Origin of the sequence: Erwinia sp. JUb26 (genome assembly GCF_003751505.1) — a bacterium.
In the GTDB taxonomy this organism is placed as follows: domain Bacteria; phylum Pseudomonadota; class Gammaproteobacteria; order Enterobacterales; family Enterobacteriaceae; genus Erwinia.
The window spans coordinates 423,362-448,823 of the sequence record NZ_RJVB01000004.1; the positions used below are offsets into that span (position 1 = coordinate 423,362).

General features: G+C 53.5%; 20 protein-coding genes, 1 pseudogene and 1 riboswitch. Of the genes and pseudogenes, 10 read left to right on the plus strand and 11 right to left on the minus strand.

Features of this window, described 5'->3' with window-relative positions:
* Together EC836_RS13475 and EC836_RS13480 are read right to left on the minus strand one after the other, a co-directional pair.
* Positions 1-1,773 carry a sensor domain-containing phosphodiesterase gene (locus tag EC836_RS13475; protein WP_123333858.1) on the minus strand — a complete coding sequence of 591 codons (1,773 nt, stop codon included), beginning with the start codon at positions 1,771-1,773 and terminating at the stop codon, positions 1-3.
* Positions 1,774-1,965: 192 nt separating this feature from the next.
* Complete coding sequence (locus EC836_RS13480; protein WP_123333859.1) at positions 1,966-3,021, minus strand: LLM class flavin-dependent oxidoreductase; 1,056 nt, start codon at positions 3,019-3,021, stop codon at positions 1,966-1,968.
* A gap of 187 nt (positions 3,022-3,208) precedes the next feature.
* Positions 3,209-3,329: riboswitch (TPP riboswitch) on the plus strand.
* 141 nt (positions 3,330-3,470) lie between these two features.
* Here EC836_RS13480 and EC836_RS13485 point away from each other — a divergent pair.
* The 4 genes from EC836_RS13485 to EC836_RS13500 are packed head-to-tail and all read left to right on the plus strand — an operon-like array spanning position 3,471 to position 6,337.
* Positions 3,471-4,400, plus strand: a complete 930-nt coding sequence (locus EC836_RS13485; RefSeq protein WP_123333861.1) for an FAD-dependent oxidoreductase — start codon at positions 3,471-3,473, stop codon at positions 4,398-4,400.
* Positions 4,400-4,597: a sulfur carrier protein ThiS gene (thiS, locus tag EC836_RS13490; protein WP_123333863.1), complete on the plus strand. Its 198-nt coding sequence runs from the start codon at positions 4,400-4,402 to the stop codon at positions 4,595-4,597. The genes EC836_RS13485 and thiS overlap by 1 nt, the downstream gene beginning before the upstream one ends.
* A 1-nt stretch (position 4,598) precedes the next feature.
* On the plus strand, positions 4,599-5,360 hold the full coding sequence (locus tag EC836_RS13495) for a thiazole synthase (protein ID WP_123333865.1): 762 nt from the start codon (positions 4,599-4,601) through the stop codon (positions 5,358-5,360).
* Entirely contained in the window at positions 5,360-6,337 is a 978-nt protein-coding gene (locus EC836_RS13500) for a HesA/MoeB/ThiF family protein (protein WP_123333867.1), read from the plus strand. Before EC836_RS13495 ends, EC836_RS13500 begins: the two co-directional genes overlap by 1 nt.
* Positions 6,338-6,474: 137 nt before the next feature.
* Here EC836_RS13500 and idnD read toward each other — a convergent pair whose 3' ends face one another.
* The 4 genes from idnD to EC836_RS13520 all read right to left on the minus strand — a co-directional run bounded on the left by idnD (position 6,475) and on the right by EC836_RS13520 (position 11,022).
* Positions 6,475-7,515 carry an L-idonate 5-dehydrogenase gene (gene idnD, locus EC836_RS13505; RefSeq protein WP_123333869.1) on the minus strand — a complete coding sequence of 347 codons (1,041 nt, stop codon included), beginning with the start codon at positions 7,513-7,515 and terminating at the stop codon, positions 6,475-6,477.
* Positions 7,516-7,517: 2 nt separating this feature from the next.
* Positions 7,518-8,882 carry an MFS transporter gene (locus EC836_RS13510; protein ID WP_123333871.1) on the minus strand — a complete coding sequence of 455 codons (1,365 nt, stop codon included), beginning with the start codon at positions 8,880-8,882 and terminating at the stop codon, positions 7,518-7,520.
* Positions 8,883-8,895: 13 nt separating this feature from the next.
* Complete coding sequence (locus EC836_RS13515; RefSeq protein ID WP_123333873.1) at positions 8,896-10,185, minus strand: MFS transporter; 1,290 nt, start codon at positions 10,183-10,185, stop codon at positions 8,896-8,898.
* A 69-nt stretch (positions 10,186-10,254) separates the two neighbouring features.
* A complete protein-coding gene (locus EC836_RS13520; protein ID WP_123333875.1) occupies positions 10,255-11,022 on the minus strand; it encodes an SDR family oxidoreductase in 768 nt (255 codons plus the stop codon).
* 278 nt (positions 11,023-11,300) lie between these two features.
* On the opposite strand from EC836_RS13520, the gene EC836_RS13525 reads away from it, so the two are divergent.
* From EC836_RS13525 to EC836_RS24725, 3 genes are all read left to right on the plus strand, one after another.
* Positions 11,301-12,002 carry a FadR/GntR family transcriptional regulator gene (locus EC836_RS13525; RefSeq protein WP_123333876.1) on the plus strand — a complete coding sequence of 234 codons (702 nt, stop codon included), beginning with the start codon at positions 11,301-11,303 and terminating at the stop codon, positions 12,000-12,002.
* Positions 12,003-12,079: 77 nt separating this feature from the next.
* On the plus strand, positions 12,080-13,333 hold the full coding sequence (locus EC836_RS13530) for an enolase C-terminal domain-like protein (protein WP_123333879.1): 1,254 nt from the start codon (positions 12,080-12,082) through the stop codon (positions 13,331-13,333).
* A 395-nt stretch (positions 13,334-13,728) separates the two neighbouring features.
* The gene (locus EC836_RS24725) at positions 13,729-13,902 is read left to right on the plus strand and encodes a hypothetical protein (RefSeq protein ID WP_158612790.1); all 174 of its coding nucleotides are present in this window, start codon (positions 13,729-13,731) and stop codon (positions 13,900-13,902) included.
* Positions 13,903-13,977: 75 nt separating this feature from the next.
* Here EC836_RS24725 and EC836_RS24985 read toward each other — a convergent pair.
* Positions 13,978-14,479: pseudogene (locus EC836_RS24985) on the minus strand (tyrosine-type recombinase/integrase); the annotation flags it as partial.
* A 446-nt stretch (positions 14,480-14,925) separates the two neighbouring features.
* Here EC836_RS24985 and EC836_RS13545 point away from each other — a divergent pair.
* Together EC836_RS13545 and EC836_RS13550 are read left to right on the plus strand one after the other, a co-directional pair.
* Positions 14,926-15,915, plus strand: coding sequence for a reverse transcriptase domain-containing protein (locus tag EC836_RS13545; protein ID WP_123333880.1), 990 nt, complete (start codon positions 14,926-14,928; stop codon positions 15,913-15,915).
* 1 nt (position 15,916) lies between these two features.
* Positions 15,917-17,269 (plus strand): AAA family ATPase, encoded by a 1,353-nt coding sequence (locus EC836_RS13550; protein WP_123333882.1) that lies wholly within the window; start codon positions 15,917-15,919, stop codon positions 17,267-17,269.
* 84 nt (positions 17,270-17,353) lie between these two features.
* Here EC836_RS13550 and EC836_RS13555 read toward each other — a convergent pair.
* A protein-coding gene (locus EC836_RS13555) for an IS3 family transposase (RefSeq protein ID WP_233599332.1) occupies positions 17,354-18,489 on the minus strand; the annotation gives its coding sequence in 2 pieces (ribosomal slippage) (positions 17,354-18,243 and positions 18,243-18,489; 1,137 coding nt in all).
* Between the two features lie 140 nt (positions 18,490-18,629).
* Here EC836_RS13555 and EC836_RS13565 point away from each other — a divergent pair.
* A complete protein-coding gene (locus EC836_RS13565) occupies positions 18,630-20,708 on the plus strand; it encodes an AAA family ATPase (protein ID WP_148050375.1) in 2,079 nt (692 codons plus the stop codon).
* Positions 20,709-21,283: 575 nt separating this feature from the next.
* Here EC836_RS13565 and EC836_RS13575 read toward each other — a convergent pair.
* From EC836_RS13575 to EC836_RS13585, 3 genes are read right to left on the minus strand one after another with little or no spacing between them, the layout of a single operon-like run.
* The gene (locus tag EC836_RS13575; protein WP_123333890.1) at positions 21,284-22,531 is read right to left on the minus strand and encodes a phospholipase D-like domain-containing protein; all 1,248 of its coding nucleotides are present in this window, start codon (positions 22,529-22,531) and stop codon (positions 21,284-21,286) included.
* Positions 22,524-23,171 carry a MotA/TolQ/ExbB proton channel family protein gene (locus EC836_RS13580; protein WP_123333892.1) on the minus strand — a complete coding sequence of 216 codons (648 nt, stop codon included), beginning with the start codon at positions 23,169-23,171 and terminating at the stop codon, positions 22,524-22,526. Before EC836_RS13580 ends, EC836_RS13575 begins: the two co-directional genes overlap by 8 nt.
* 19 nt (positions 23,172-23,190) lie before the next feature.
* Positions 23,191-25,431, minus strand: coding sequence for a TonB-dependent receptor (locus tag EC836_RS13585; protein WP_123333894.1), 2,241 nt, complete (start codon positions 25,429-25,431; stop codon positions 23,191-23,193).
* Between the last annotated feature and the right edge of the window lie 31 nt (positions 25,432-25,462).

The following is a 25,462-nucleotide window of genomic DNA, read 5'->3' on the forward strand; positions in this document are numbered from 1 at the left end:
CTACACCGCCATATGGCTGAACCAGTGCTCCAGCTTGTCCGGCGGTAGCGGATGGGAATAATAAAAACCCTGGATTTCGTCGCAGCCGAGATGCTGCAGCGAGGCCAGGGTTTGCAGATCCTCCACGCCTTCGGCGAGCACCACGTAATTCAGCTCTTTCAGCATGGTGATCATATGGCGGGCAATCACTTCGCTGGCCGGATCGCAGTTCAGCTGTTGGATCAGCGAGCGGTCGAGCTTAATCACGTCGATCGGGATGCGGCGCAGCGTATTAATATTGTTGTAGCCGGAACCAAAATCATCCAGCGCGATGCGAAAGCCGCGCTGCTTAAGCATATCCAACCCCTGGCAAGCCTCGTCACTTTCCAGCACCTGCTGGGTTTCCAGGCATTCCAGGGTCAGATCACCTACCTGCAGACCGGCACGCCGGGTTTTCTCCGCCAGATCGGCGGCAAACGCCGGGCGGGAAAAATCGCTGACGCTGAGATTCACCGATACCGGCAGGTTCAGCCCCTTTTGGCGCCAGACGCGCAGCTGCATCAGGGCGTGGTCAATCACCCAGTCGGTCAGTTCGTCCATCAGGCTGGTGTGTTCCGCCAGCGGGATAAACTCGGCCGGGGAAATGTTGCCGGCAACCGGATGCTGCCAGCGCAGCAGCGCCTCCAGCCCGACCGGCCTGCCGGTATGCAGGCAGAGCTGCGGCTGATACACCAGGTACAGTCCCTGGCTGCCGCGCAGCGCCAGCGCCAGGTCGTTCAACAGCTGAAAGTTAAGATTTCGGCGGCTGTCGCTGTCGGCGTTGTAGGCCATAGCCGTCTGCTTCTGGCTGATCGCCTCATGCAGGGCGCTGACCGCCTGGCGCAGAACCTCCGTCACCTGGGCGGTAGCGGGCACAAAACTCACGTCACCGACGTAGATTTTCACATCAAGGCTGATGTCGCCCAGCACCTGAGCGCGAATATTTTCCAGTCGACAACTGAGCGCTCTGGCGCTCACCGCGCTGTTTTTGCGGCTCAGCAGGGCAAAGCGGCCGGTGGCGACGGTATACAGCACATCGTCATCGCTCAGCTCAAGGCGCGAACGCACCGTCGCGGTCAGAGCTTTCAGCAGGGTTTCAACCGCATCCATCCCCATTGAGCGGGCAATTTCATAGGCGCGGGGCATATCAATGCAGTCAATCAGCGTCAGCGTCAGGGGTTCGAAGCTGGAGGCGCGCTGCAGCAGGCCGATATCTTTCAGCAGCCGCTGGCGATTGGGCAGCGACGTCACCACATCTTTGTAGCCCGCGGTATACCACGCATCAAGATAGCCGCTGACCAGCCCCGCCAGCAGCTCCAGCATCGTCAGCTTATGTTCGTCGAAAGTGTGCGGCTGAGTATCGGTAATGCACAGCGTCCCCACCGAGATGCCTTCCCGTGTGTGCAGAGGTATACCCGCGTAGAATCGGATGAAAGGCGCGCCCACGGTGAACGGATTCTGGCTGAAGCGCGGGTCGAGCAGGGTGTCGTTGCAGATGAGCTGCGCATGACTCAGCACCGCCTGGCGGCAGAAGGCATCATGCAGCGAACTTTGCGGCACATCCAGGCAGCAGGCCGCTTTAATATACTGATTTTCATTATCCAGAACCGAGACAAAGCAACCCGGGATCGCCAGCAAATCACTGGTGAGCAGGGTGAATTTTTGCAAAATATCATCGCGGATAGCATCTTCAGATTTGAGCATCTCAAGGGCAGCCAGGCGTCTGACATCATCGTTACTGAAGGTCCCACTCATGGTTTGGATTCGCATTAAAGAGTTGATGGCTGCTGACCCTGTCAGACTATCACGATTCCTCTCTCTGACTGGTCGATCTTCACGGCTGTCATCATGAAAATAATTTTTAATGATAGTGAAGAGATTGCATCATTCCAATGCGGCCACGTTTTTTGCTAGCACTGCACGCAAAATTGTGATGCCTGTCATGGCTCAGAGAGCCATGTCGGTGTTTTTCTGATGATTTTTTCGGCGGCTCCAGCCCAGTTCGGGGGCAATCAGCGTGGCGAAGTCGCTGAGTATCTGCCGATACTGATCTGCGGTGAACTCATAGGGCAACTCCAGCCGCAGTTCATCCACCTCGCGCAGGATCGGGTCGTTCACCAGTCGCTCCAGAATCTGCTCCGCGCTGCCGACGATATCCAGTGAAAACAGTGTACGGCGCGGACCCTGTGGCGTCAGCGTACGCGCGTAGCGGCTGGCGGCGAATTCCGCATAGCGGCGGCGCGTGGCGCTGTCGGCACCGTCGGTGGGTACAATCACCCGGCCTGCGGCGATGCGCGGTCGGCGCGGGGCATCCTCGGACCAGTTTTCCCGGTAGGTGGCAATTTGCGCCAGCTGTGCCTCGTAGTAATTACTCGTCTCTTCCCCGGAGGTCAGGTTGCCGATCAGCATGTTGAAGCCGTTCTCCGCCGCCCACGCCGCCGACCTCAGCGAGCCGCCGCCGTACCACAGGCGGTCAACCAGCCCCGGCGAATCGGGATGCAGGCGCGGGCGCTGCTGATTGCCCGGCGAGGCGATCAGCGTGTTTTCGTCCGCCAGCCAGCGGCCGCTGAGGTTATCCCGCAGGCGTCGAACCCGCTCGTAGGAAAAATCCTCCTGCCGCCAGTCGCCGGAGAACAGCGCCGGGCCGATCAGCTCCAGGTGGTTCGGCTGCCCGGCGCTGAGGCCGACGTTGAGCCGTCCGCGCGACAGCACGTCCACCGTCAGTAAATCTTCCGCCAGCCGGAACGGGCTTTCATAGCCCATCTGAATGACTGCGGTGCCCAGCTCAATACGCCGGGTGCGCTGCGTGGCGGCGGCCAGAAAGGTACTCGCCGAGGAGACGCCGTGCTCCAGATGGCGCTGGCGCACCCAGGCGCCGTTGTAGCCCAGCGATTCCCCCAGTTCAAACAGCTGCAGGGTCTCTTCCAGACCCTGAAGCGGGGCGTGGTCCGGGTAGTTGCCGGGGGTGAGAAACGCGATATGCGATATGGCCGGTTTTGTCATGGTGTCCATCCGTTCAGACCTGATGTGGGAAACGCGCGCTGAAAAATCCTTCAGCGTCGGGCAATTGTGTTGCCTGCCCGGCGCTTTGCAAAATGCTGAATCCGGCACACTATTTTCATCTGGCGGAAACGGCCGTCGAAATAAATCCGCCTAAACGCTTGCGGTTGCGCTCAGGATGCAATAAAAAAGTCTCTGTCAGGGGAGTCTCGCCGAAGAGACTGAGAGGCTGATTGCGATTTATCGCGGCTCAGCGACCCTTAGAACCTGACCCAGTTGATACTGGCGTAGGAAGACCTGTCGTGCCGCTTCACCGCACGCCTTATCGGGCAGATCGCAGCCGCCGAACGCCGATACTCTCCCTTCTCACTATCGCGGGTCTTCTTAGTTATCTGAGAGGCCGGTATGACGTTTGTAACAACTCTCCCTGAACATTCCGCCGAGGCGACATCGTGAGCCACTGGTCGATCCTCGGTTCCGGCGTAACCGGGCTGTGCGTGGCGACCGCGCTGGCCGACGCCGGAGAAAAGCTGGAAATTATCACCTCGGAAGAACACTGCCCCGCGTCGCACTATGCGGGCGGCATGCTCGCCCCGTTCTGCGAAGGCGAAGGCGCGCCGGAAGAGGTGGTCAGGCTGGGGCAGGGCTCCGCCGACTGGTGGCAGGCGCACGTCAGCGGCGTGGCGCGCCAGGGAACGCTGGTGGTGGCGCCGCCGCGCGACAGCATGGAGCTGAACCGCTTTGCCAAAATGACCCAGGGCCATGAGTGGGTGGATCCGGGCAGCGTGGAGGATCGGCTGGCCGGGCGCTTCGCACGTGGGCTGTTTTTCCCCAGCGAAGGGCACCTCGATCCGCGTAAGGCCATGCAGGAACTGCGGCAGAAGCTGCTGGCAGCGGGCGTGGAGATCCACCACGGTAAACCTTCGGGCAAAATGATTGACTGCCGTGGCATTCATGCCGCGCCGCTGCTGCCGGAACTGCGCGCCGTGCGCGGCGAGATGCTGATCCTGCAAAGCGATGAAGTGCATTTCTCACGCCCGGTCCGTCTGCTGCATCCGCGTTTTCCCTGCTACCTGGTACCGCGCAGCGAGGGGCGCTTTATGCTCGGTGCCACCATGGTGGAAAGCAACGACGCCAGCCCGATCAGCGCCCGCGCGCTGATGGAGCTGCTGAGCGCGGCGTATACCATCGACCCGGCGCTGGCCGAAGCGCGGGTGATTGAAACCGGCAGCGGCCTGCGCCCCTCTTATCCGAATAACTTGCCTGATATCCGCTATCGCGACGGCACCTTCCACGTCAACGGCATGTACCGGCACGGCTTTCTGCTGGCACCGATCGTGGCGCAAAATCTTATCCAACAGCTGTCGCAGGAGACGCGCTGATGCACATTTTACTGAACGGTCAGGCGACCGAAACCCGGGCGGCTACCCTGACGGCGCTGCTCAACGAACAGCAGATCGATAGCAGCTGCGTAGCCTGCGCGATGAACGGTGACTTCGTGCCGCGTGGCCTGTATGACGCCACGCCAATTCACGAAGGTAGCAAGATTGAAGTGCTGTCGCCAATGCAGGGGGGTTGAGATGAACTTTTACGATTACGCACCTGAGTCACGCTTTCTGCTGGGTACGGCGGGCTATCCGTCGCCGGAGATTTTAGGCCAGGCGATTGAAGCCTCCGGCACCGAGATTATCACCGTCAGCCTGCGTCGTGAGGGCGGGGCGGGCGGTGCATTCCGCGACCTGCTGACCCGGCTGAACAAGCGCGTCCTGCCGAATACGGCGGGCTGCCACACGGTGAAAGAGGCGGTGACCACCGCACACATGGCGCGCGAGCTGTTCAACACCCGCTGGATCAAGCTGGAAGTGATCGGCCATGCCGATACGCTGCAGCCAGACCCGTTCGGGCTGGTGGAAGCGGCGCGTATCCTCTGCGAAGAGGGGTTCCAGGTGTTTCCTTACACCACCGAAGATCTGGTGCTGGGCGAGAAGCTGCTGGAGGCGGGCTGCCAGGTGCTGATGCCGTGGGGGGCGCCGATTGGCTCCGGCCAGGGGCTGCGCAATATCGAAGGGCTGCGCACCATGCGTGCGTGGTTTAAGGACGTGCCGCTGGTGGTGGATGCCGGTATCGGCACGCCGAGCCAGGCCGCGCAGGCAATGGAGATGGGCTTTGATGCGATCCTGCTGAACACCGCCGTGGCGAAAGCGCAGGATCCGGTGCGCATGGCCAGCGCGTTCCGCGATGCGATCCACGCCGGGCAGCAGGCGCTGCTGGCCGGGCCGATGGAGCGCCGCGATATGGCGGCGGCCTCCACGCCGGTCTTCGGCCTGGCGGAGTTTAACTGATGGATCGCTACCAGCGGCAAACTATGCTGCCGGAGATCGGCCCGCAGGGGCAGCAGAAGCTGGCACAGGCGCGGGTGCTGGTGGTTGGCGCGGGCGGCCTGGGGGCCACCCTGCTGCCGCAGCTGGCCGGCGCCGGGGTGGGCTTTCTGCGCGTCTGCGACGACGACCGCGTGGAGGTGCATAACCTGCACCGGCAAACGCTGTTTACTATGCAGGATGTCGGGCAGCCGAAAGCCGTGGCGGCCCGCCGGGCGCTGAATGCCCTGAACCCGGAATGCGAGGTAGAAGCCGTTGATATCAGGCTTTCTGGCAGCAGCCTGGATCACGCGCTGCGCGATATGGATATCGTGGTGGATGCGGCGGATAACTTCGCTATTACCTGGCTGCTCTCTGACGCCTGCTTCAGCCGAAATCTGCCGCTGATCTCCGCCTCGGTATTGGGGCGGCAGGGCTACGTCGGCGGCTTCTGCGCCGGTGCGCCGAGCTATCGTGCGCTGTTCCCGCAGCTGCCTGCTTCTGCGGCCAACTGCAGCACGGCGGGGGTGATGGGGCCTGCGGTGGCCACGCTGGGTGCGCTACAGGCGCAGATGACCCTCAGTGTACTGCTCGACCTGAAACCGTCGCCGCTGGGCTGCATGGTGAACTGCGATTTCGTCAACTGGCGCTTCGGTCAGTTCCGCTTTGACGGTGCGCCGGAACCGACGGAAGCCATCATCCCGTTCCTCGACGCGCAGATGCTGACGGCGGAAGACTGCATTGTGGAACTGCGCAGCCTGGAAGAAGCCCCGGAGAGCGTGGCGGCACAGGTTCATCGCATTCTGCCCGCCGAGCTGGTGGCCTGGCAGCCACCGGAGTCGGGGCGTATCGTGCTGGTCTGCGCCAGCGGCATCCGCGCGGGCCGCGCGGCGCAGCAGCTGAAAGATCGGGGATACCGCGATCTGGCGCTGGTGGCGGCGGACTATATCCCGGCGGAGTGACAGGCTGCGCTTACCACTGGCGGCGTAACCTGTTTCAGGATGAACCGGCGGCCAGGGCTGTCGCCATTTCACGCTGAAACCCTGCCGCCGTCGGTATCCAGCCGCGTAGTCCGCCTGGATACCGGCAACGCCGTTTGTCAGAACACCAACTGTACTTTTGCCGCCCGTTCCTTATCGGCAGCCAGAGCCAGTGCGGCGACCGCATCGTTCATGCTCCGTTCGGCGGAAAGCAGCGGCAGCGGGTTGATCTTGCCCGTTTCCAGCCATTTGACGGCGGTGTCAAACTCGCCGATAAAGCGGAACGAGCCGCGCAGCTGAACCTCTTTCACCAGCAGCGGCCCGATCGGGAAATTCACTTCGGCAGCGCCCATGCCCAGCTGAACGATAACCCCGGCCGGGCGGGTAAAGGCCACCATCGCCGCAATTGCCGACGGCGCGCCGGAGGCTTCAAAGCAGACGTCAAACTGGCCGCCGTCCGCCGCCCAGCCCGTGGTTGTTGCCTCATCACGCGGGTCCTGCGCCAGTGTGGCTCCCATCTCCACCGCCAGCGCCCGGCAGCGCGGGCTGATGTCGGTCGCCATCACCTCCGATGCGCCCGACGCCAGCGCCGAGGCGATCGTCAGGCAGCCAATCGGCCCCGCGCCGCTGACCAGCACGCGTTTGCCGGTCAGATCTCCCGCCTGTTTTACCGCGTGAATGCAGACCGCCAGCGGTTCCGCAAAGGCGATAACGCGCGGCTCCGCCTCCTGCGCATAGGGAACGCACTGCGCCGGGCTGACCGCCACGTACTGTGCAAAACCGCCGTTCACGTGCGGGAAGAACTGCGCGCTGCCCATAAACCGCATGGTGCGGCACAGGTTCTGCCTGCCGCTGCGGCAGATATCACACTGCTGGCAGGGCTGGGACGGGTTGATCGCCACGCGCTGGCCGCCGTGCAGCCCGCTGTTTTCCGGGGCCTGCTCGACGATGCCGACAAATTCGTGGCCCAGCACCATCGGCGATTTCAGCACCGACATGCCGGCTTTTCCGTGCTGGAAATAGTGGATGTCGGAGCCGCAGATGCCGCCGCGCTCCACTTTCACCAGCACCCGATCTGCTTCCCAGCTCAGGGTATGACTCTCCAGGCGCACATCGTGCACCCCATGTGCGACCACGGCTTTTACGGTTTTCTGCTGCATAGTTATCCCTGAATTTCAGACGGATGAAGGTTTTTTTTGCTGTCGGCTTCCGGTTCGCTTTCCGGCGGCGTCATCAGCTCGATTTTCCCGACGAGGAACAGATAGGCGAGGAAGCCCGCCAGCGCCACGGCGGCGATGTACCACATGGCGTACTGGAAGTTCTGGGTGCGCTGCAGGATCACCCCGATAATGATCGGGCTGGCGATACCGGAGAGATTGCCAAAAATATTCAGGAAGCCGCCGATAGTGCCGATCAGATGGCGCGGGATGACATCGCTGCACACCACCCAGCCCAGGTTGGAAAAGGCATTGGCGAAGAACGCCACGGAGAGGATGCCAATGGCGATCACCGGCTGGTCCTGGAAGAAGTTCACCAGCGCAATTGAGCAGGTCAACAGCATCCCCGCCATCACCGGCAGCTTGCGGGAGAAGGTCCGGCTGTGGCCGCGCTTCAGCAGCAGATCGCTTAAGGTACCGCCGCACAGCACGCCCGCCATCGCCATCAGGTATGGGAACATCGCCCCGATCCCGGCTTTATCAATCGACAGATGCAGGCCTTTTTCCAGATAAACAATAAACCACGTCAGGAAGAAATAGAGCGTTGAGGACGCGGCAAACTGGGCGATAAACAGGCCCCAGGTGGTGCGCTGGCGCAGGATATAGCGCACCGACTGCCAGTTGACCCGGCTGCCGGCCTGCTGTGACGCCGAGCCGTAGCCGCCGCCCTTGCGGATAATCTCCAGCTCGGCCTGATTGACGGTTTTGCTGTGCTGCGGATCGCGGTAGGTCATCAGCCAGTAAATACCGAAAACAATGCCGACCATGCCCGAGATATAGAAGGACATCTCCCAGCCCCATTTGCTGACGATAAACGACAGGGCGGGGGTCAGCAGCGCCAGGCCGATGTACTGCGCGCTGGAGTAGGTGGCCGTGGCGCGGGCGCGTTCATGGTCCGGGAACCAGGTGGCAATAATTTTGGTGTTCGAAGGGAATGACGGCGCTTCCGCCATCCCCACCAGCGCCCGGCAGGCCAGCAGCATCATAAATGAGGCCGTGGCGGTGGTGAACAGATGGTGAGAGGCAAAGCCCATCATCAGGGTGAACACGCTCCACAGGACGATTGCGCTGCCGTAGAGCCAGCGGGAGCCGATCCGGTCGAGCAGGTAGCCCACCGGGATCTGGCTCATGGCGTAGAACCAGGTGAACATCGAGAACAGCAGGCCAAGCTGGGTTGGCGACAGGGCGAATTCGCCCTGGATGTGCGAGCCTGCCACCGACAGGTTCGCGCGATCCATATAGTTGATTGCCGTGACCACGAACAGCATGATCAGCACGGAGAAACGGCTGCGGGTAGGTTTGAGTTTCATCTGTTTTTCTGCCTTAGGACGCGGAGGCCGTGCGGGTTGAGGCCGCAGAGGTGCTGCTAAAACGGGTCAGTATCGTCAGCAGAACGGCAATCACCAGCGAGCCACCCATAAAGATGTAGGAGGCCGCCGGGCTGCCGGTCAGACCGTTAAGGTAGCCAACGATCCACGCGCCAACGAAGGAACCCAGCGCGCCGAAGCAGACAACGAACGACATCGCACCGGCCACCACGTTACGTGGGATCATCTCCGGGATAGAGGCAAAGAACGGGCCATACGGGGTGTACATCGCGCCGCCCGCAATCACCAACAGCGTCCAGGAGATCCAGAAGTGGGAGGCACCGAGCGTGAACGAAGCGATAAAGCACGCCGCGCCCAGCCCGAGGAAGGTCACCACAATCGCTTTGCGCTGCTGGAATTTATCGGAAATCCACGACGCGCCCAGCATCAGCGGCACGGCCAGCAGGTAAGGGGCTGCCGACAGCCAGCCGGTGGCGACGATGCCCATGCCGGAAGCGGTTTTCAGAATTGACGGCAGCCACATGATGAAACCGTACATGCCGATATTCCAGAAGAAGTGGATAAACGCCAGCGAGAGCACCTTCGGCGAGCGGAACGCTTCACGGTAGTTTTTCACCGGCGCGATCGCCTGCTGCTCGGCGGCCAGCGCGTTTTCCACCGCCCGTTTTTCCCGTTCGCTCAGCCATGCGGCATCTTTCGGGCGATCGGCGTAAACCATCCACCAGATAAACGCCCACAGAATGGCGGGAACGCCTTCGATAATAAACATGCCGCGCCAGCCAAAGGAATTCACCAGATAGCCGGACAGAATCGACATCCACAGGACGGTAATCGGATTACCGAGGAATAAGAAGGTGTTGGCCCTGGACCGCTCCTGGCGGGTGAACCAGTGGCTGAGGAAAATCAGCATGGCGGGCATCACCACGCTTTCGGCAACCCCAAGCAGGAAGCGTATAACGGCCAGCAGCGCCACGCTGTGCACCATCCCGGTGGCGGTGGCCAGCGCGCCCCACAGGATCAGGCTCCAGAAGATCATTCTTTTCGCCGAGTGCTTTTCCGCGTAGATGCCGCCCGGTACCTGAAAACAGAAATAGCCGAGGAAGAACAGCGCGCCGAGCAGCGAGGAGATCGCCGGGGTGATATTCAGATCTTCCGCCAGCCCGGCAGCGGCGCCGAAGCCATAGTTGGCGCGGTCCAGGTAGGCCAGGCTGTAGGTAATAAACGCGATGGGAATGAGCCTGCTCCACCGTTTGGTCGGTAGCAGCCCTGCAATGGTCTGATTCATGTGCTGACCTCTTATCGTTGTTTTGTAGGGTAATCGGGTCTTGGGATTTAACTGCGGGCGGCGCCCTTGCTACAGCGTGGCCAGCCAGCCGCCGTCTACGTAGATCATCTGACCGTTCACGTAGTTGGATGCCGACGATGCGAGGTACACCGCCGTGCCGATCAGCTCTTCCGGTTTGCCCCAGCGTCCCGAAGGATTGCTGTTGCAGACCCACTGGTTGAATTCGGCGTTATCCACCAGTGCGGCGTTCATATCGGTGAGGATGTAGCCGGGGCCGATACCGTTCGACTGGATGTTATGCACCGCCCACTCGGCGGCCATCGATTTGGTCAGCAGCTTGATGCCGCCTTTCGCCGCCGTATAAGGTGCCACCGTCGGGCGTGCGGCTTCGCTGGTGAGTGAGCCGATATTGATAATCTTGCCGCCGCTGTTGTGCGCCACCATGCGCTTCGCCGCCGCGCGCGCTACCAGGAACGCGCTGGTCAGGTTCACATCCAGCACGCGCTGCCAGTCGCTCAGCGCCAGTTCCAGCATCGGTTTACGGAACTGAATCCCGGCATTGTTGATCACGATATCGACGTGAATGTTTTCGGCATCTAACTGGTTAAACACGCTCTCAATGTCGCTTTCACTGGCGACGTCAAAAATAAAGCCTCGGGCGTTATGCCCTCTGGCCTGTAGTTCACTCAGTGCCGTGTCCATATGCGCCTGGCGGGTGCCGTTCAGGATCACCGATGCACCGGCTTCGGCAAGACCCGACGCGTAAGCGAATCCCAGACCGCGCGTGGAACCGGTGATCAGCGCCGTTTTTCCCGTAAGGTCAAAAATAGGGTTCATTTTAAATCCTCATGTAACATGACTAACAAGTTGATATCGTTTGTTGTACGTGAGCTTTTATGAACCAGCAATTAGCGGCTGAATAAAATGCAGCAGGCTTCACAAAAATAGTGATTTATAGCAGCATCAGAAAATAGATATATTTCTTATACTAATGATTTTTAATAATAAAAACTGGAAGGCATTTTGATCGTTGTCGCAGTCGTTAAATTTTTAACTTGTGATACGCCTCGGGAAACGATACAACTCCAGACATGTAGGACAAGTGGGTAAATGACGTGGCGCTTGAGAGTGTGCAAAAGCACAACATCGTGGATGTGATCTACGAACAGATGAAAAACAACATCCAGAACGGCATCTGGGAGCCGGGCTGCAAACTGCCTTCCGAGGCTGAACTAACGAATACGTTCCAGGTCAGCCGGGTGAGCGTACGCAGCGCGGTGCAGAAGCTGCGCGACCTCGGCGTGGTGATCACCCATCAGGGCAAGGGCACCTACGTGACGCGTGACGTGGCGCGCTACGGGGCATTCAACGATAACCAGCCTATCCTGCACCTGTCTGAAGAAGAGTTTGAGGACATGCGCGTGTTCCGCCAGACCGTGGAGTTTCGCTGTATGGAGCTGGCGGTGAAAAACGCCACCGACGACGACATTGCCGAGCTGGAAAAGGCGCTGAATCGCATGCTGGTCAACAAGGATGACTATAAAAAGTATTCGCTGGCGGACTACGACTTTCATCTGGCGATTGTGAAAGCCTCGCACAATACCATTTTCATCCACGTGATGGAGTCGCTGAAGGGCATCTACGTCCACTATCTGGAAGAGCTGAACCGGGTGCTGGGCATTACGCTGGAAAGCGTCGAGGCCCACATTAAGGTATTTATGGCGCTGAAAAATCGCGATGCCTCGCTGGCCACCGAGACGTTAAACAGCGCGATGACCCATAACGTTCATGCCATTGAAGACGTGCGGCATAACTGATTCCGCTAAAAAGCCCTTTTCGGGCTTTTTTAAACACTTAACATGTAGGACATCATACAGGATTAATAAGGAATAACATGAGCAAACTCACCATTACCGACGTGAAAACCATCCTGACCGCACCGGGAGGCATCGACCTTGTGGTGGTCAAAATCGAAACCAGTGAACCCGGCCTGTACGGCCTGGGCTGCGCCACCTTTACCCAGCGTATTCATGCCGTCTCGGCGGCCATCGACAACTACATGAAACCCTTCCTGCTGGGCAAAGATCCCGCCCGCATTGAGGATATCTGGCAGTCGGCGGCGGTCAGCGGCTACTGGCGTAACGGCCCGGTGATGAATAACGCGCTGTCCGGCGTGGATATGGCGCTGTGGGACTTGAAGGGCAAGGTTGCCGGGTTACCGGTTTATGAACTGCTGGGCGGCAAATGCCGCGATGGCATTGCGCTTTACCGCCACTGCGACGGCGCGGATGAAGTGGAGGTGGAAGACAATATTCGTGCCCGCATGGAGGAGGGCTATCAGTACGTTCGCTGCCAGATGGGCATGTACGGCGGGGCAGGGACCGACGATCTGCGGCTGATTGCCGGTAAGCTGGCGAAGGCGCGGAATATTCAGCCGAAGGTGTCCCCGCGCCAGCGGACGGCGGGCGTTTACTTCGATCCCGATGCCTACGCCCGCGCGGTGCCGCGCCTGTTTGAGCATCTGCGTAATAAAATCGGCTTTGGCGTTGAGTTTATTCATGACGTTCACGAAAGGATCACCCCGATTGCCGCCGTGCAGATGGCGAAATCACTCGAACCCTATCAGCTGTTCTTCCTCGAAGATCCGGTGGCGCCGGAGAATATCGACTGGCTGGACAAGCTGCGCGCGCAGAGCAGCACGCCGATTGCCATGGGCGAGCTGTTTACCCAGATCAATGAATATAAATCGCTGATTCAAAACCATCTGATTGACTATATTCGCTGCCACGTCAGCACCATTGGCGGGATTACCCCGGCCAAAAAGCTCGCCACCTTTGCGGAACTGTACGGCGTGCGCACCGCGTGGCACGGACCGGGTGACATCTCCCCCGTCGGCGTTGCCGCCAACCTGCATATCGATATGAGCATTACCAACCTGGGGATTCAGGAGTACACGCCGGTGAATGAGGCGCTGATGGAGGTGTTCCCAGGCTGCCCGGAGATCGACCGGGGCTATGCCTACCTCAGCGACCGCCCGGGGCTGGGTGTAGATATCAATCTGAAAGAGGCGGCGAAATACCCGGTGCTGGGCGGGATCCCCGAATGGACCCACGCGCGCCTGCCGGACGGGACTGCGGCACGCCCGTGAGGGGTTTGTAAGGGGTAGATGTGTTGAGAGGGGCTGCCGGGATGGCGGCCCATATGCACGACAATGGTGAGGGCCCGATCACCGTTCGTGATGAGATGGGACATGCGATCTTTACAGCAACTCAGAAACACGACCGTCGTAGCGATGAATGTCTTCATCGTACCCGATATAACTATGATTTCGAATCAGCGCCTTTGTCATAATGGCTTTTAAGCTTTATTCAGCAACCCTCCCGGGAGGTCTGGGGACAGAAGATGTGAATGTTGACGCTGTCTCTGACAACAGCGATGGCATAACACCGGATGAACGGTAGAGTAGTCGGCAGGGTTGTTTGTAAAACAGACAGTGGCAGTGTGGAATTTGCCTAACAGCCCATCGATACAGTAGGAGGTCTGATGAGAATCAAAGAGAAACCAACCAGCATTGGCGACAAGAAAGACCTCGCCAAACCAGCGGTGGATTTCTGGATGAGTCTTGATGGCGGGAAGGTTGCAAAATTAAGTAGAAAAGACGCTGACACACTTGGCGTGAAGACCTGGCCAAACAAGAAATCCATTCCAGTGAATTAAAAAAAGGCTCCTTTAGGAGTCTTTATTATGTCCGATGAAGCTGGAGAATCGCGCCAGACAAGGCTTCACGTTTTACTACAAGCAGTCAAAAGCTATAAAAAGCTCCTGGGGTATGGACACAACGTGGACACTCTGACCACCATTTGCCCCCTTCAACGGGTTGAATGAAATCGCGCCCTGCAGATACTGTGGAGCGAAGTGTGCATAGACCATTGTCTGCGCGATTTTCGTATGACCCAGAATCCGCTGTAGTGTGATGATGTTGCCCACCGTTAATAACAAAGTGCGTTGCAAAAGAGTGTCGTAGCGTGTGCGTTGCTTGCCCCGATGGTTAACGCCTTAAGGATGTTCCTGAATTCTGCATAGCTCGCATCATGGAACAGAAACCCCCACGTATTACCGACAACGTAAGCCGCCACTTTATCTGAGATCGGAACCGCGCGCGGCGTGTTGGTTTTCGTCTTAAAGAAAATCACTCGGTTCTGAATCACGTTCTCCACTTTCAGTCGCGCTGCTTCACCCCATCTTGCACCGGTGCTCGGCACAAAACCGCGATCTTACGATTCCCACCCGATATTACCCCAGGACGATGGGCGCTCGAAGCGCTAGCGCGTGGGGCTACGATTGTTTATGGCAAAAAAAATTTGTATACCCGATTACAGACGAGTGAGTGAATCATTAACGATGTTAAGTTATGTTCATTAAAATCAATGGCCTATTACTATTTTTTCTTTTAAGCACAGAACCAATTTGAGCTCCCTCCGACGACTTGAAATGTTGTAAATAACCATCATCTGGTTTAAAGTAGCTTTATGCCAACGACTAGGAGTATCTCCAGTCATAAATGTTGGCCTCTACAGGCCTTGATTTAGTGTTGCTCTTGTACTGCCTTCTCTCCCGGGGGAAGGTATGTACAAGAAGTAAGGCCAGTGAAAGGGAGGGTGTCTGGGGTGAGGAAACACTAAGAGTTAAAGTATTCATCTTAGAATCCATTCAACTCAAAAAACAAAAGCCCAGCCAACCATGAAACCCCTTAGTCTAGAAAAAGCTTTTCATATCGCATTCTTCGAAAAAGATTATTTTCATAACTTTCTTTCATTTCAGCCATTTCAGCAAACTAAATTTTCAACATTTGAAGAAAGACTAATTGCCGAACCCAGTTCTAAACTTAAAGAATATCATAAATTCATAAATGAATTTGTTCTTTCCTACTTGAAAGTTAATAAGGATGTTGTGTTCTCGTATAGGAAAGGGAGTAGTACTTATGATGCTGTAAAACTTCACGCTAAAAGCAAAGTTTTTTTTAATACTGATATTAAAAGTTTCTTCCCTTCTATTACTCGTGAGTATGCGCGAACGGTTTTATTTGATAACTTATCGAACATTCCCATATCTGATTTAAATGTCCACTTAGATAAAATTCTAGACTATATTATTATCGATGACTCCTTACCTGTTGGTTTCCCGACATCACCAGCTTTCAGTAATGCATGCTTATACGATTTTGATGTTGCTTTGCAGCAATACTGTGCTAAGCATGATTATGTATTCACGCGTTACTCAGATGATATTATTATTTCTTCTGAAAATGGCGAGGGTTTTGATAATATTAATTCAGTTGTGATCGAGCTGTTATATGAGTTTGGGAGGGGGCATTTTAGACTTAACCTGACAAAAACAAAACTTATAAGAAAAGGTAGTAAAATAAAGTTACTGGGAATGGTTATCTTGCCATCTGAAATAGTATCTGTTGATATAAAAATCAAAAGAAAACTTGAGCATTTAATTCATTTTTACATAACTGACAAAGATAAGTTTTTAGATTCTATAATAAAAGATCCTAAGATTAAAACTAGCGGGTTGAATGATAGTGAGATCCTTGAGAAAGGAGTTAATTCTGTTTCTGGTTTTTTGAATCATATAAATACAATCGATAAAAACTACCTCGACAAGCTTAAGAAAAAATACGGTAACACGATTGTTGATATGCTTTTTTTTAAGAACGTGAATTAAAATGAAAATAAACATTGAGATCTCAAAAATTCAGCATGTTGAACATATGTCTTTTGCTATTGATCTTTCTGAAAATAAACTGACTTGTATTGTAGGAAAAAACGGAACTGGGAAGACAACGCTTATCAAAGCGATTAAGAATTTACAATCAGCAGATACATTCATTAAGACATCTTCTAGATATATATTCAATTCCGAAAGTAGAATTGTTTATAATATTAACGACGAAGATATTATATATGCTTATGATGACAAGTTAAAAGTAATAGATACAAAGCAAATAATTCCATCGGATATAAAATCTAATCTTTATGTTGAGTTGCCTATTCCGCATGGGATGAGGTTTAATAATTTTCCAACGCTTAGTAAAATTGATACTGAACTTAGAAAGAGTATTGCGTTTGAAAGCTATAGCGTCCCTTATGACTTGATAAGTATATTCAATGTAGTATATCAGTCTTCCTCCTATAATAATTTTAAGTCATTTTCTGTAAAGAACGAAACATACTACTTCAGATTAAATGATAATGGGACTTATATAAGAGAAGATTACTTTAGTTCGGGTGAGTATTTCATTTTAAATTTATTTAGAATGATTGAGCTAAAAAGAAAGTTTATTGTTATTGATGAAATAGATATATCGCTGGATTCTTCGGCTCAAGTCCATCTTATAGATGTGCTAAGAAAATATTGCCAGAGACATTCGGTGAATATTGTATTCACAACTCATTCACTTGCTTTAATGCAAACGATGAATGATGATGAATTATATTACATGTGCGAAAATGACGCAGGCACATCAATTATTAATCGCTCATATAATTTCATAAAAAGCACACTCTTTGGATTCAAAGGATGGGATAAGTACATTCTTACCGAAGATAAAGTCCTTCAGGATTTTTTAGAATACATTATTGATGCTTCTGAAAATGAATACTTCTACGAATATAAGATAATATATGTAGGGGGAGGAACAAATGTCATTGATTTAATGCGACGTAATGAGGATGAGACATTTTTAACTACTCAACAAAATGTTATCTCTGTGTTGGATGGAGATCAGTTAGGTCTGAGGCATGCTCGTGGTGATAATATTTTATGCATACCTTTCCAAAGTGTTGAGAAAGATTTTTATCAAGCTTACGAAAATGATGAGTCAATTCCGAGAGTTACCGTCAGAGGTAACGATAAACTCGATAAACAAGTTTATCGTGGGGTTGTGAAGACCTATAACAACGGCTGGGATGAAACTAGGATTTTTAAATACCTTGAGACATTAAAGCCAGATGAGTGTGAAACCTTTAGGCAACAAATTAGAGCATTTCTTCAACGAAATATTGTGGCTGGCGGTTGAACTTAACCATCATGACCCCATGCATTTCTCTCTGCATGAGTTTGCATTTTGGAGTGACCCCACGACAGTAGACATTCGCTGTCCTCACGGCGAGGCCTTTTCAAAGGCCTCAGGACTGACGCCACCCAGGTGACTGTGACGCCGGGCCCGGTTGTAGAACACTTCAATGTAATCGAAGATATCCGCCCGGGCCAGATCCCTGGTTTTATAAATGCGTTTTCTGATCCGTTCTTTTTTCAGCGAACTGAAGAACGATTCGGCCACTGCATTATCCCAGCTGTTGCCACGCCTGCTCATGCTCGGCGCCAGGTTATTGGCCCGGCAGAAGCGCTGCCAGTCGTCACTGCCGTACTGGCTGCCCTGATCGCTATGTACGATAACCTCGCCGTCCGGTTTTCGACGCCACACGGCCATCATCAGAGCGTCCAGCGCGAGTTCGCGAGAGAGAGTGGGCTTCATCGACCAGCCAACCACGTTACGGGCGAAGAGATCGATAACCACCGCCAGATACAGCCAGCCCTGCCAGGTGCGGATATAAGTAATATCGGTGACCCAGACCTGATTGGCCCGGACAACGGTAAACTGCCGCTGCACACGATTAGGCGCAACCACTGAAGGTCTGCCAGCGATACGACGCGGAGCTTTATAGCCGCGCACGGCTTTAATCCGGTTCAGTTGCATAATACGGCACACCCGGTTTTTACCGCAGATTTCCCCGATTTCGTTCAGGTCGCCATGAACCCGGCGGTAACCGTATACGCCTCCGCTCAGTGAATAGGAGTCACGGATAAGCGTCAGCAGACGCTGGTTATCTTTATCCCGCGCGGAGACCGGGTTGTGCAGCCACGCATAAAACCCGGCCCGGGCAACGCACAACACCCGACACATCGTCATGACACCCCATACAGTGCGGTGCTCATTGATAAAGCGGTACTTCAGTCGGGCTCCCTTGCAAAGTACCGCGCGGCCTTTTTCAGTATGTCCCGTTCTTCCTCAGTGCGCTTCAGTTGGGCCCTGAGCTTCAGGATCTCGCTTTTCGCTTCCAGTAAATCACGGGCATGCTGCTCGCTGTTATCGGGTTTAATAGCCCGTAACCACTTATAGAGACTGTGTGCTGAAACGCCCAGCCGGTCAGAAACTTCGGCGACGGAATAACCGCGTTCCGTTATCTGACGGACGGCTTCTTCCTTAAATTCAGGTGTAAATCGTGGTGTACCCATACGCTCCTCCTATGCTCAAACTATAGGGCAGGATCGTCTACCGGGGCGGGGTCAGTCCAAGAACAGACTTAACGAGTCTTAGTCAAGCGGGGCAGATCTTCATGCACCTGCATTAAAGGCAACCCGTTAAACGCGCAGGCGTGGCAGGTAAAGCATTGCGTGCAATGCGCTATCTGCATACAATTTCTAGTGTTTTTAACATAAAATCAAAAAAACGCTTGCTGCACAATCGAAGGATAGAATTTATGTATATAAAAAGCATTCAAATAGATAATTATGGTGCAATCGAAAAGTTAAGCCTTGATCTTCCATTCAACGAAGATGGCACCCCTAAACCTATGATTCTTGTAGGTAAAAACGGCTCGGGGAAAACACTGCTCACATCTAGCATAGTTGATTCATTAATTGAAATTAAACGTTCTAATTTCCAATCTATTGCCGAAGCTAAAGAACGCTCATATTATAAGGCGGGGAAAAAAGACTATATAAAGCAGGGGGAAAATTACAGTTACATAAGAGTAATCTATGAGAATGTTGATGACAATAAAAAACGTGTTGTATATAATGACGTAGCAAGTTACTCGGCTATCGAAACCCGTGACCTTCTTCAACATTACAATATTAATCTCGCACATGACTTTAACGATCACGGTTTTTCAAAAACAATTGAGGGCGAATCAAAAAATATATTTACTCACAATGCGATTCTATACTTCCCTGTAAACAGATATTATAACCCTGCATGGTTAGTTGAAGATTACGACCCTAGAATTGAAATTATAGAAAACTTTCTTGGAAAAAATACAGATAATTTCATAAAAATAAATGCAATTAAAGAGATAGAATCGTGGATACTAGATGTAATATTAGATTCGGAACTATATGAAAGGAAAATAATACCAGTACAACCTTTTATTTTAGCCGATGGGCAATATATTGCATTTCCAGGGACGCTCACTATTCCCAAAGAAGGGAAAAACACAAAGATACAAGTATTAATTAACCAGGTTCTTACTACAATACTGAAATCAAAAATACCAAATTTAGTAAGTGCACGATTTGGAATTAGCAGTAAAGACGTAGGAAGAAAAATATCGGTAATTATTAAAGAACATGACTCTACCGAAGAAAAGTCAATTTCCCCTACATTCTCGCATATGTCTTCAGGTGAGGCGATGCTTGTAGCATTATTTTGCTCTATTATAAAAAAATTTGACTCAGTATCTGGTGTAAATAATTTTGATTTAAACCAAATCAAAGGCATTGTCATTATCGATGAAGTGGACCTTAATTTGCATATTGGATACGCAAAAAATGCAGTTCCAGAACTTTTAAAGTTATTCTCTAAAGTTCAATTTATTATTACTAGTCACTCGCCTTTTTTCCTGCTTGGCATGAAAGACACCTTCGGTTCAAACTATCAAATCGTTAGTACTCCTGGTGGTGAAATTATTGATGAAACTGATTTCGAGGAATTACAAACAGCTTACTCTATCTTCGTTGAGAGATTTGAGGATATCAAAGAAAATCTTAGCATCCTAGAAAATGAGCTTTACAATTCCACTAAGACACTTGTTATTACCGAAGGTAAAACCGATTGGAAGCATTTAAAAACAGCCTTGTCATCCTTCCAGAATATAGGAGAGTTTACAGACTTAGACGTTGTTTTTCACGAATATGAAGATGCGTCATTTTCAGATGACAAGCTCAATAATTTCTTAATAAATATTGCTCAGGTTTCAAATAATAAAAAAATAATTGGGATTTTCGATCGCGATGAAGGAAATGGAAAGAAATACAGTAGAAATAAAATAAATGAACTCGGCAATAATGTATATGCTATAACTATACCTCAACCAGAACATAGAAGCTATCATGATGGGATATGCATTGAATTCATGTACAAAGACGAAGATTTGTTTAGGGAAAATGAAAGTGGTCGTCGGCTTTACGTTTCAAGTCAATTCAATGATAATGGGAGACTCATTCAAGATATCCAAGTCGGAGTTCAGAACCATAATAAAATAAGAGGTAAGAATAATTTAAAAAACGACAACATTGTGGACTCGGAAGTGATTAACATTGAAGGCGAATCTTTGGCTATGTCAAAAAATGACTACGCAAATGCAATTCTTGGCCAGGAAGAGAAATTCAAAGATCTAGATTTTTCAGCATTTAGGGAGCTATTCTCAACATTAATCGAGGTGATTAATAAGTAATATATCACCAAGTTGTTTTTGTATAGCCGAAAATAGCGGGGCTAGATACATCGGCGTGGTCAATGTGTGGGCGCAATCTGAAATAAATTATTTTATTTCATTGTGTTTAAGATTTTTAAAAGGCTCCTTTGGGAGTCTTTTTTTGTATGCGGCCAAAACTGTCGCGCTAAAGCATTGAGGAGGGGTGATGTCATTTGACAACATTCCCCGGCGATTCCAGAGATGGAAGGTCGTTATGATTCCCGGGGCAAAATCATATGAGTCATGGGATGACATGGTTACGAGTGAAAACTTCCCGGAAGACGCCAGGAAAAAATATAAGACACACCGGACTAAGGCCATCGACCGTACGCTAAAAAATCCGGACTACATACACACAATGTCTGAATTTGGTATAACCGTTAGGTATCGTGTTGAGCGCTGGTGGTAATACTGATCATATTGCAGTTCTTTGTGAACTTATTCCTCAGGTTTGAAACTGATAAATGCAACTACCGCGGCCCAAAGCCGCGGCAGTAGCACTCTCTCTTCTTCCCGATAAGGCATCCCGCCTACATAATCAGCCACAACTTCATCTACTTTTCGCGGGCAGGGTGGGGCAGTGGATAATCAAAATCAACCCTGATTGGCTCCGCGTAGGGGCTGTTCCACAGCTGGCTGTAAAGCGCGTCCAGGCGCTCGGTCATCGGCACGCTGTTCATCACCAGCTCAAGGTTGCGTGAGTTATCAAGATAGCCCCCGCTCCAGTTGCTGGTTCCCACCCAGGCGGTCGCGCCGTCGATGGTCATCAGCTTGCTATGAACCACTCGTGCAAAGGGAATAAAGCCCCGGGCTGCGGGAGGGATGGTCACCACCTTTAGCTGCACGTTAGGCACCAGCGACAGGCTCTTTAACCAGAACACCTCCGGTTTTTTCAGATTCCAGCTGGCCACCATCAGTTCAACCTGCACCCCCCGCGCGGCCGCGCTGCGCAGGGCGTTATCAATCGTGGCGTAATAGGGGCGCTTTCCCTTTTCTCCCCACGACAGCGGGGCGTAGTCCATCACCTGCACCCGGATCCGCGATTTAGCGTTGGCCAGCAGACGCGGCAGTTCAACCTGCGAGTCAATCACCCCGCTCGGGTTGTAGTCGCGCGGGCTGGCAACCAGATAATTGCCCTGTGGGGACGACGCCGGTGCCTGCCACGCCAGTTTTGGCACCGGCTTATTCCCGGCGAGCAGGGCCTGCGCCTGCCAGTCCTGATCGAAGATCGCCTGAATTTGCCGCACCGCTTGTGCATCATCGATCCGCAGGCCGGTTTCCTGTATCTGTTCCAGCGCGCGCCAGTCAAAGTTCTGGCTGCCGACAAAGGCTTCTTTGCCATCCACCAGCAGATACTTGGCATGGACGATGCCACCGGTCAGCCGGTGGAACGGAATAATCCGCAGCTCAAGGTTGGGGATGGTTTTCAGCGCCGCCAGCGTTTCCGGCGTCGACAGGCCAACGCCTTTCTCCTCCATCAGAAAACGAATTTTTACACCGCGTTCCCCGGCGGCCCGCAGGTGGGTCAGCACGCCGTCCAGCAGCGAGCCTTGTTCGTTTGCCACATAAAACTGCGCCAGATCGATATGCGTGTGCGCCGAATCAAACATCTGCTGCCAGACTTCGGCAGCATTGCGCAAATCATCGTTCTGCAGCGTGGTTTCCTGGGGTGCGTTATAAACCAGCTCGTAGCCCGGTATTGAAAACGCCGCCTGCGCGGGCAGACTTAACAGCATCCAGCCGCCCGCGACCAGGCTAATCAGGCGGCCTCCCGGCCACCCGTATTGACGATAATCAGGCATAGCGCTGCGCCTCGCGCCCTTCCCAGCGTTGCTCGCTTTTGTCCGGACGACTGCCCGGGCTGCCGGCACGGATCAGCAGAACCTTGAGCAGCTCGTTGATGCGTTCCATGCGGCTTTGCAGGTAGTTGTTGCCCACCAGGCAGAGCAGCGCTATCGCAATCCCCAGACCGGTGGCGTACAGCGCGGTGCCCATCCCGGCGGAAACCATACTGGCGTCAGATACGCCAGAGGCGGAAAGCGCCTTAAAGGTATCCATAATGCCCAGTATCGTCCCCAGCAGGCCCAGCAACGGCGCGGCGGTCACGACGGTTTCAAGCATCCACAGCCCGCGCGACATCTGCGGTTTGCTAAGCAGATATTGCGCATCAATTAAATCGCTCATCGCCTCGCGGTCTTCCGGCATCTGTTTTTTCTCCAGCACCGGCAGAATCGTGGTCAGCGGCAGGCTGCTGCGCCGGGTCAGCGATTCCGGCAGGTCCGACGCCCGGCGGACGTCCGGCTTCAGCGCCTGTTCAAAGCGCTGAGCCTGTCGCTGGGTCCACGAGAAATAAAGCCCGCGTTCAATCAGTATCACCACGGCGATCGCCAGCGCGGCATACATAATGTAGAAAATAATGTCGTGAATCAGGTTGGCATCCATCTGCGTGCCCTCCGGTCAGTTAAAAGGTGGCTTCCAGCGAAACGCTAAAGGTGCGCTCTTCGCCGACGTTGTAATACGGGGTGCTGGCCCTCACGCCATCGTAAGGTGCCGCGTTAAAGGTCGTTGAACGCACGGAGGTCAGGTACTCTTTATCGAACAGGTTATCGATGCCAAAGCGCAGGGTGGCGCTTTTAACAATCTTTTTATCCACCGGCAGATGAACGCCTGCGGCAACGTCAAAGATCGTGCGGCCGCTGATTTTCTCGTCGTTGGTTAAATCGCCGTAGAACGCGCTGACGTATTTACCGCCCAAGCTGCCGTAATACAGACCATCGTCATACCCCAGCGACATGTTAAGCATGTTTTTCGGTACGTTTGGCACCGTTTTGCCCGACGTTGGCAGTGGATTGCCGCCGTTGCTCACAATGTCATCTTTTTGTTCGGAATGCGTGTAGGTGTACGAGGTGTAGTAGTTGAAGTTGTACGGCAGCTTACCGCTCCACTCCAGCTCCAGCCCTTTGCTTTCCACGCTGCCGATATTCATCATTTCGTAGTCGCCGTCAGCATTGGTGGTGGAAATCTGACGGTCGGAATAGCGCATATAGAAAACGGTCGCGCTCAGCAGCATATCGTCGCGCTGGAAACGCCAGCCCAGCTCGTGGTTCCAGCTCAGCTCCGGCGCGGTATTGATTGAGTCGCCCACGTTGTAGAGCACGTAGTTTGGCGGCGTGCGCATGTTGCGCGTCAGGTTATAGAACAGTTGGTTTTCCAGATCCGGCTTATAGCTGAGGCTGAAGTTCGGCAGGAATTCATGGTAGGTCGCTTTACGCTTTTCCGGCGCGTTGTACAGGCTGCCCTTGTTATCACCAATGCGCTCGACGTACTGATACGCCAGCCCGCCCACCACCGTCCACTCTGGTGACACGAACCAGGTATCTTGCAGCCAGACTTTCTGCGCCGGCGTAACGGTGTACTGGTTGCGGCCCTGTACCGTGTTGCCGTTGGCGTCTTTCACCTGATCGGATCCACCGGGCTTACCGGAAACGTTCGCCGGGTTGCCATCATCCTGAATGCTGATAAACGGCTGGGTCTGCGACTGGCGCGCACGCTCATACCAGTAACCGATATCCAGGCTGTGCTCGTCGTTAATATCCCACTTCAGTTTCGTGGTAACGCCCGGTCGCCATGTCTGGGTCCACGAAGGTCGGTAGTAGGTATTGGACGTTAAGTTGCTCAGATCGTACTGCCCGGCTTTATCGGAGGTGCTGGACAGCACCGAGGCCGTTTGCCCGGTAAAGCTGCCGCCGTTACCCCAGAAGTAATAGGGCTGAACGGTCAGCGCGAGGTTGTCGCGAAGCTGCAGTCGTTGTGAGAAAGAGAGGCTGAAGTTTTCAAACGGGTTGCGGTCCAGCTTGTAATACTTGCTCAGCTGGCCTCTGCTGTTATAAACCGGGGTGGTCGAGTAATCCTGAGTCGGATCTTCGTCAAACTGCGCTTTGCTCAGGGTGTTGTAGTTGGTGTTATCCTGCTTGTTGTACTTCACGATCAGATTACTGCTGTTACCGTTGCCATCCTCGTACAGCGAGTTCATCTCGAACTTATCGGAATAGTTGCGTCCTTCTCCGCGCCACTTTTTGGCTTCGGTGTGCGAGTAAGAGAGCCAGTTGCTGAAACCGTTGTATTCACCGGTTTCCAGGCGGGCGAAGGTTTTGCTGAGACTATTGCTGCCCAGAGTTTGCTTGACGAAGCCACCGAACTCTTTAGACGGGCGCTTTGTCACGAGTCCGATATTGCCGCCGCTGGAACCAATATGCGGGCCGTCAACTTCGGAAGACCCCTGGGTTACAAAGATCTGCTCAAGGTTATCCGCGTCGCCAAGCAGGTTCGGATACACCGCGTAGTTGCCTGAGTCGTTAATCGGAATGCCGTCCATCGACAGGCCGATTTGATCGGCGTTCATCCCGCGCATGGTGTAGTCGATACCGCTCAGGCCGCTGGCGTCATTACTGTTGACGTTCATACCCGGCGTATATTTCAGCATATCGATAGCGTTGCTGGCACCGGGCGCTTTGTCCATGGCTTCTTTGGTCAGCGTGGAGCGTGCTTTACTGCTGTCTTCCTGCACCATCAGACCGCCGCCCAGCGACTGCCCTTTGACGTTAATCTCCCCCACATCGCTGCTGTCTGCCGCCAGCGATGAACCTGATAACAATGCCGTCACCACGGCTAACGCAATCCCAGAATAATTAAAGTTCTTCATTTCTTTTCCTGTGAAAAAACAGATAATTAAA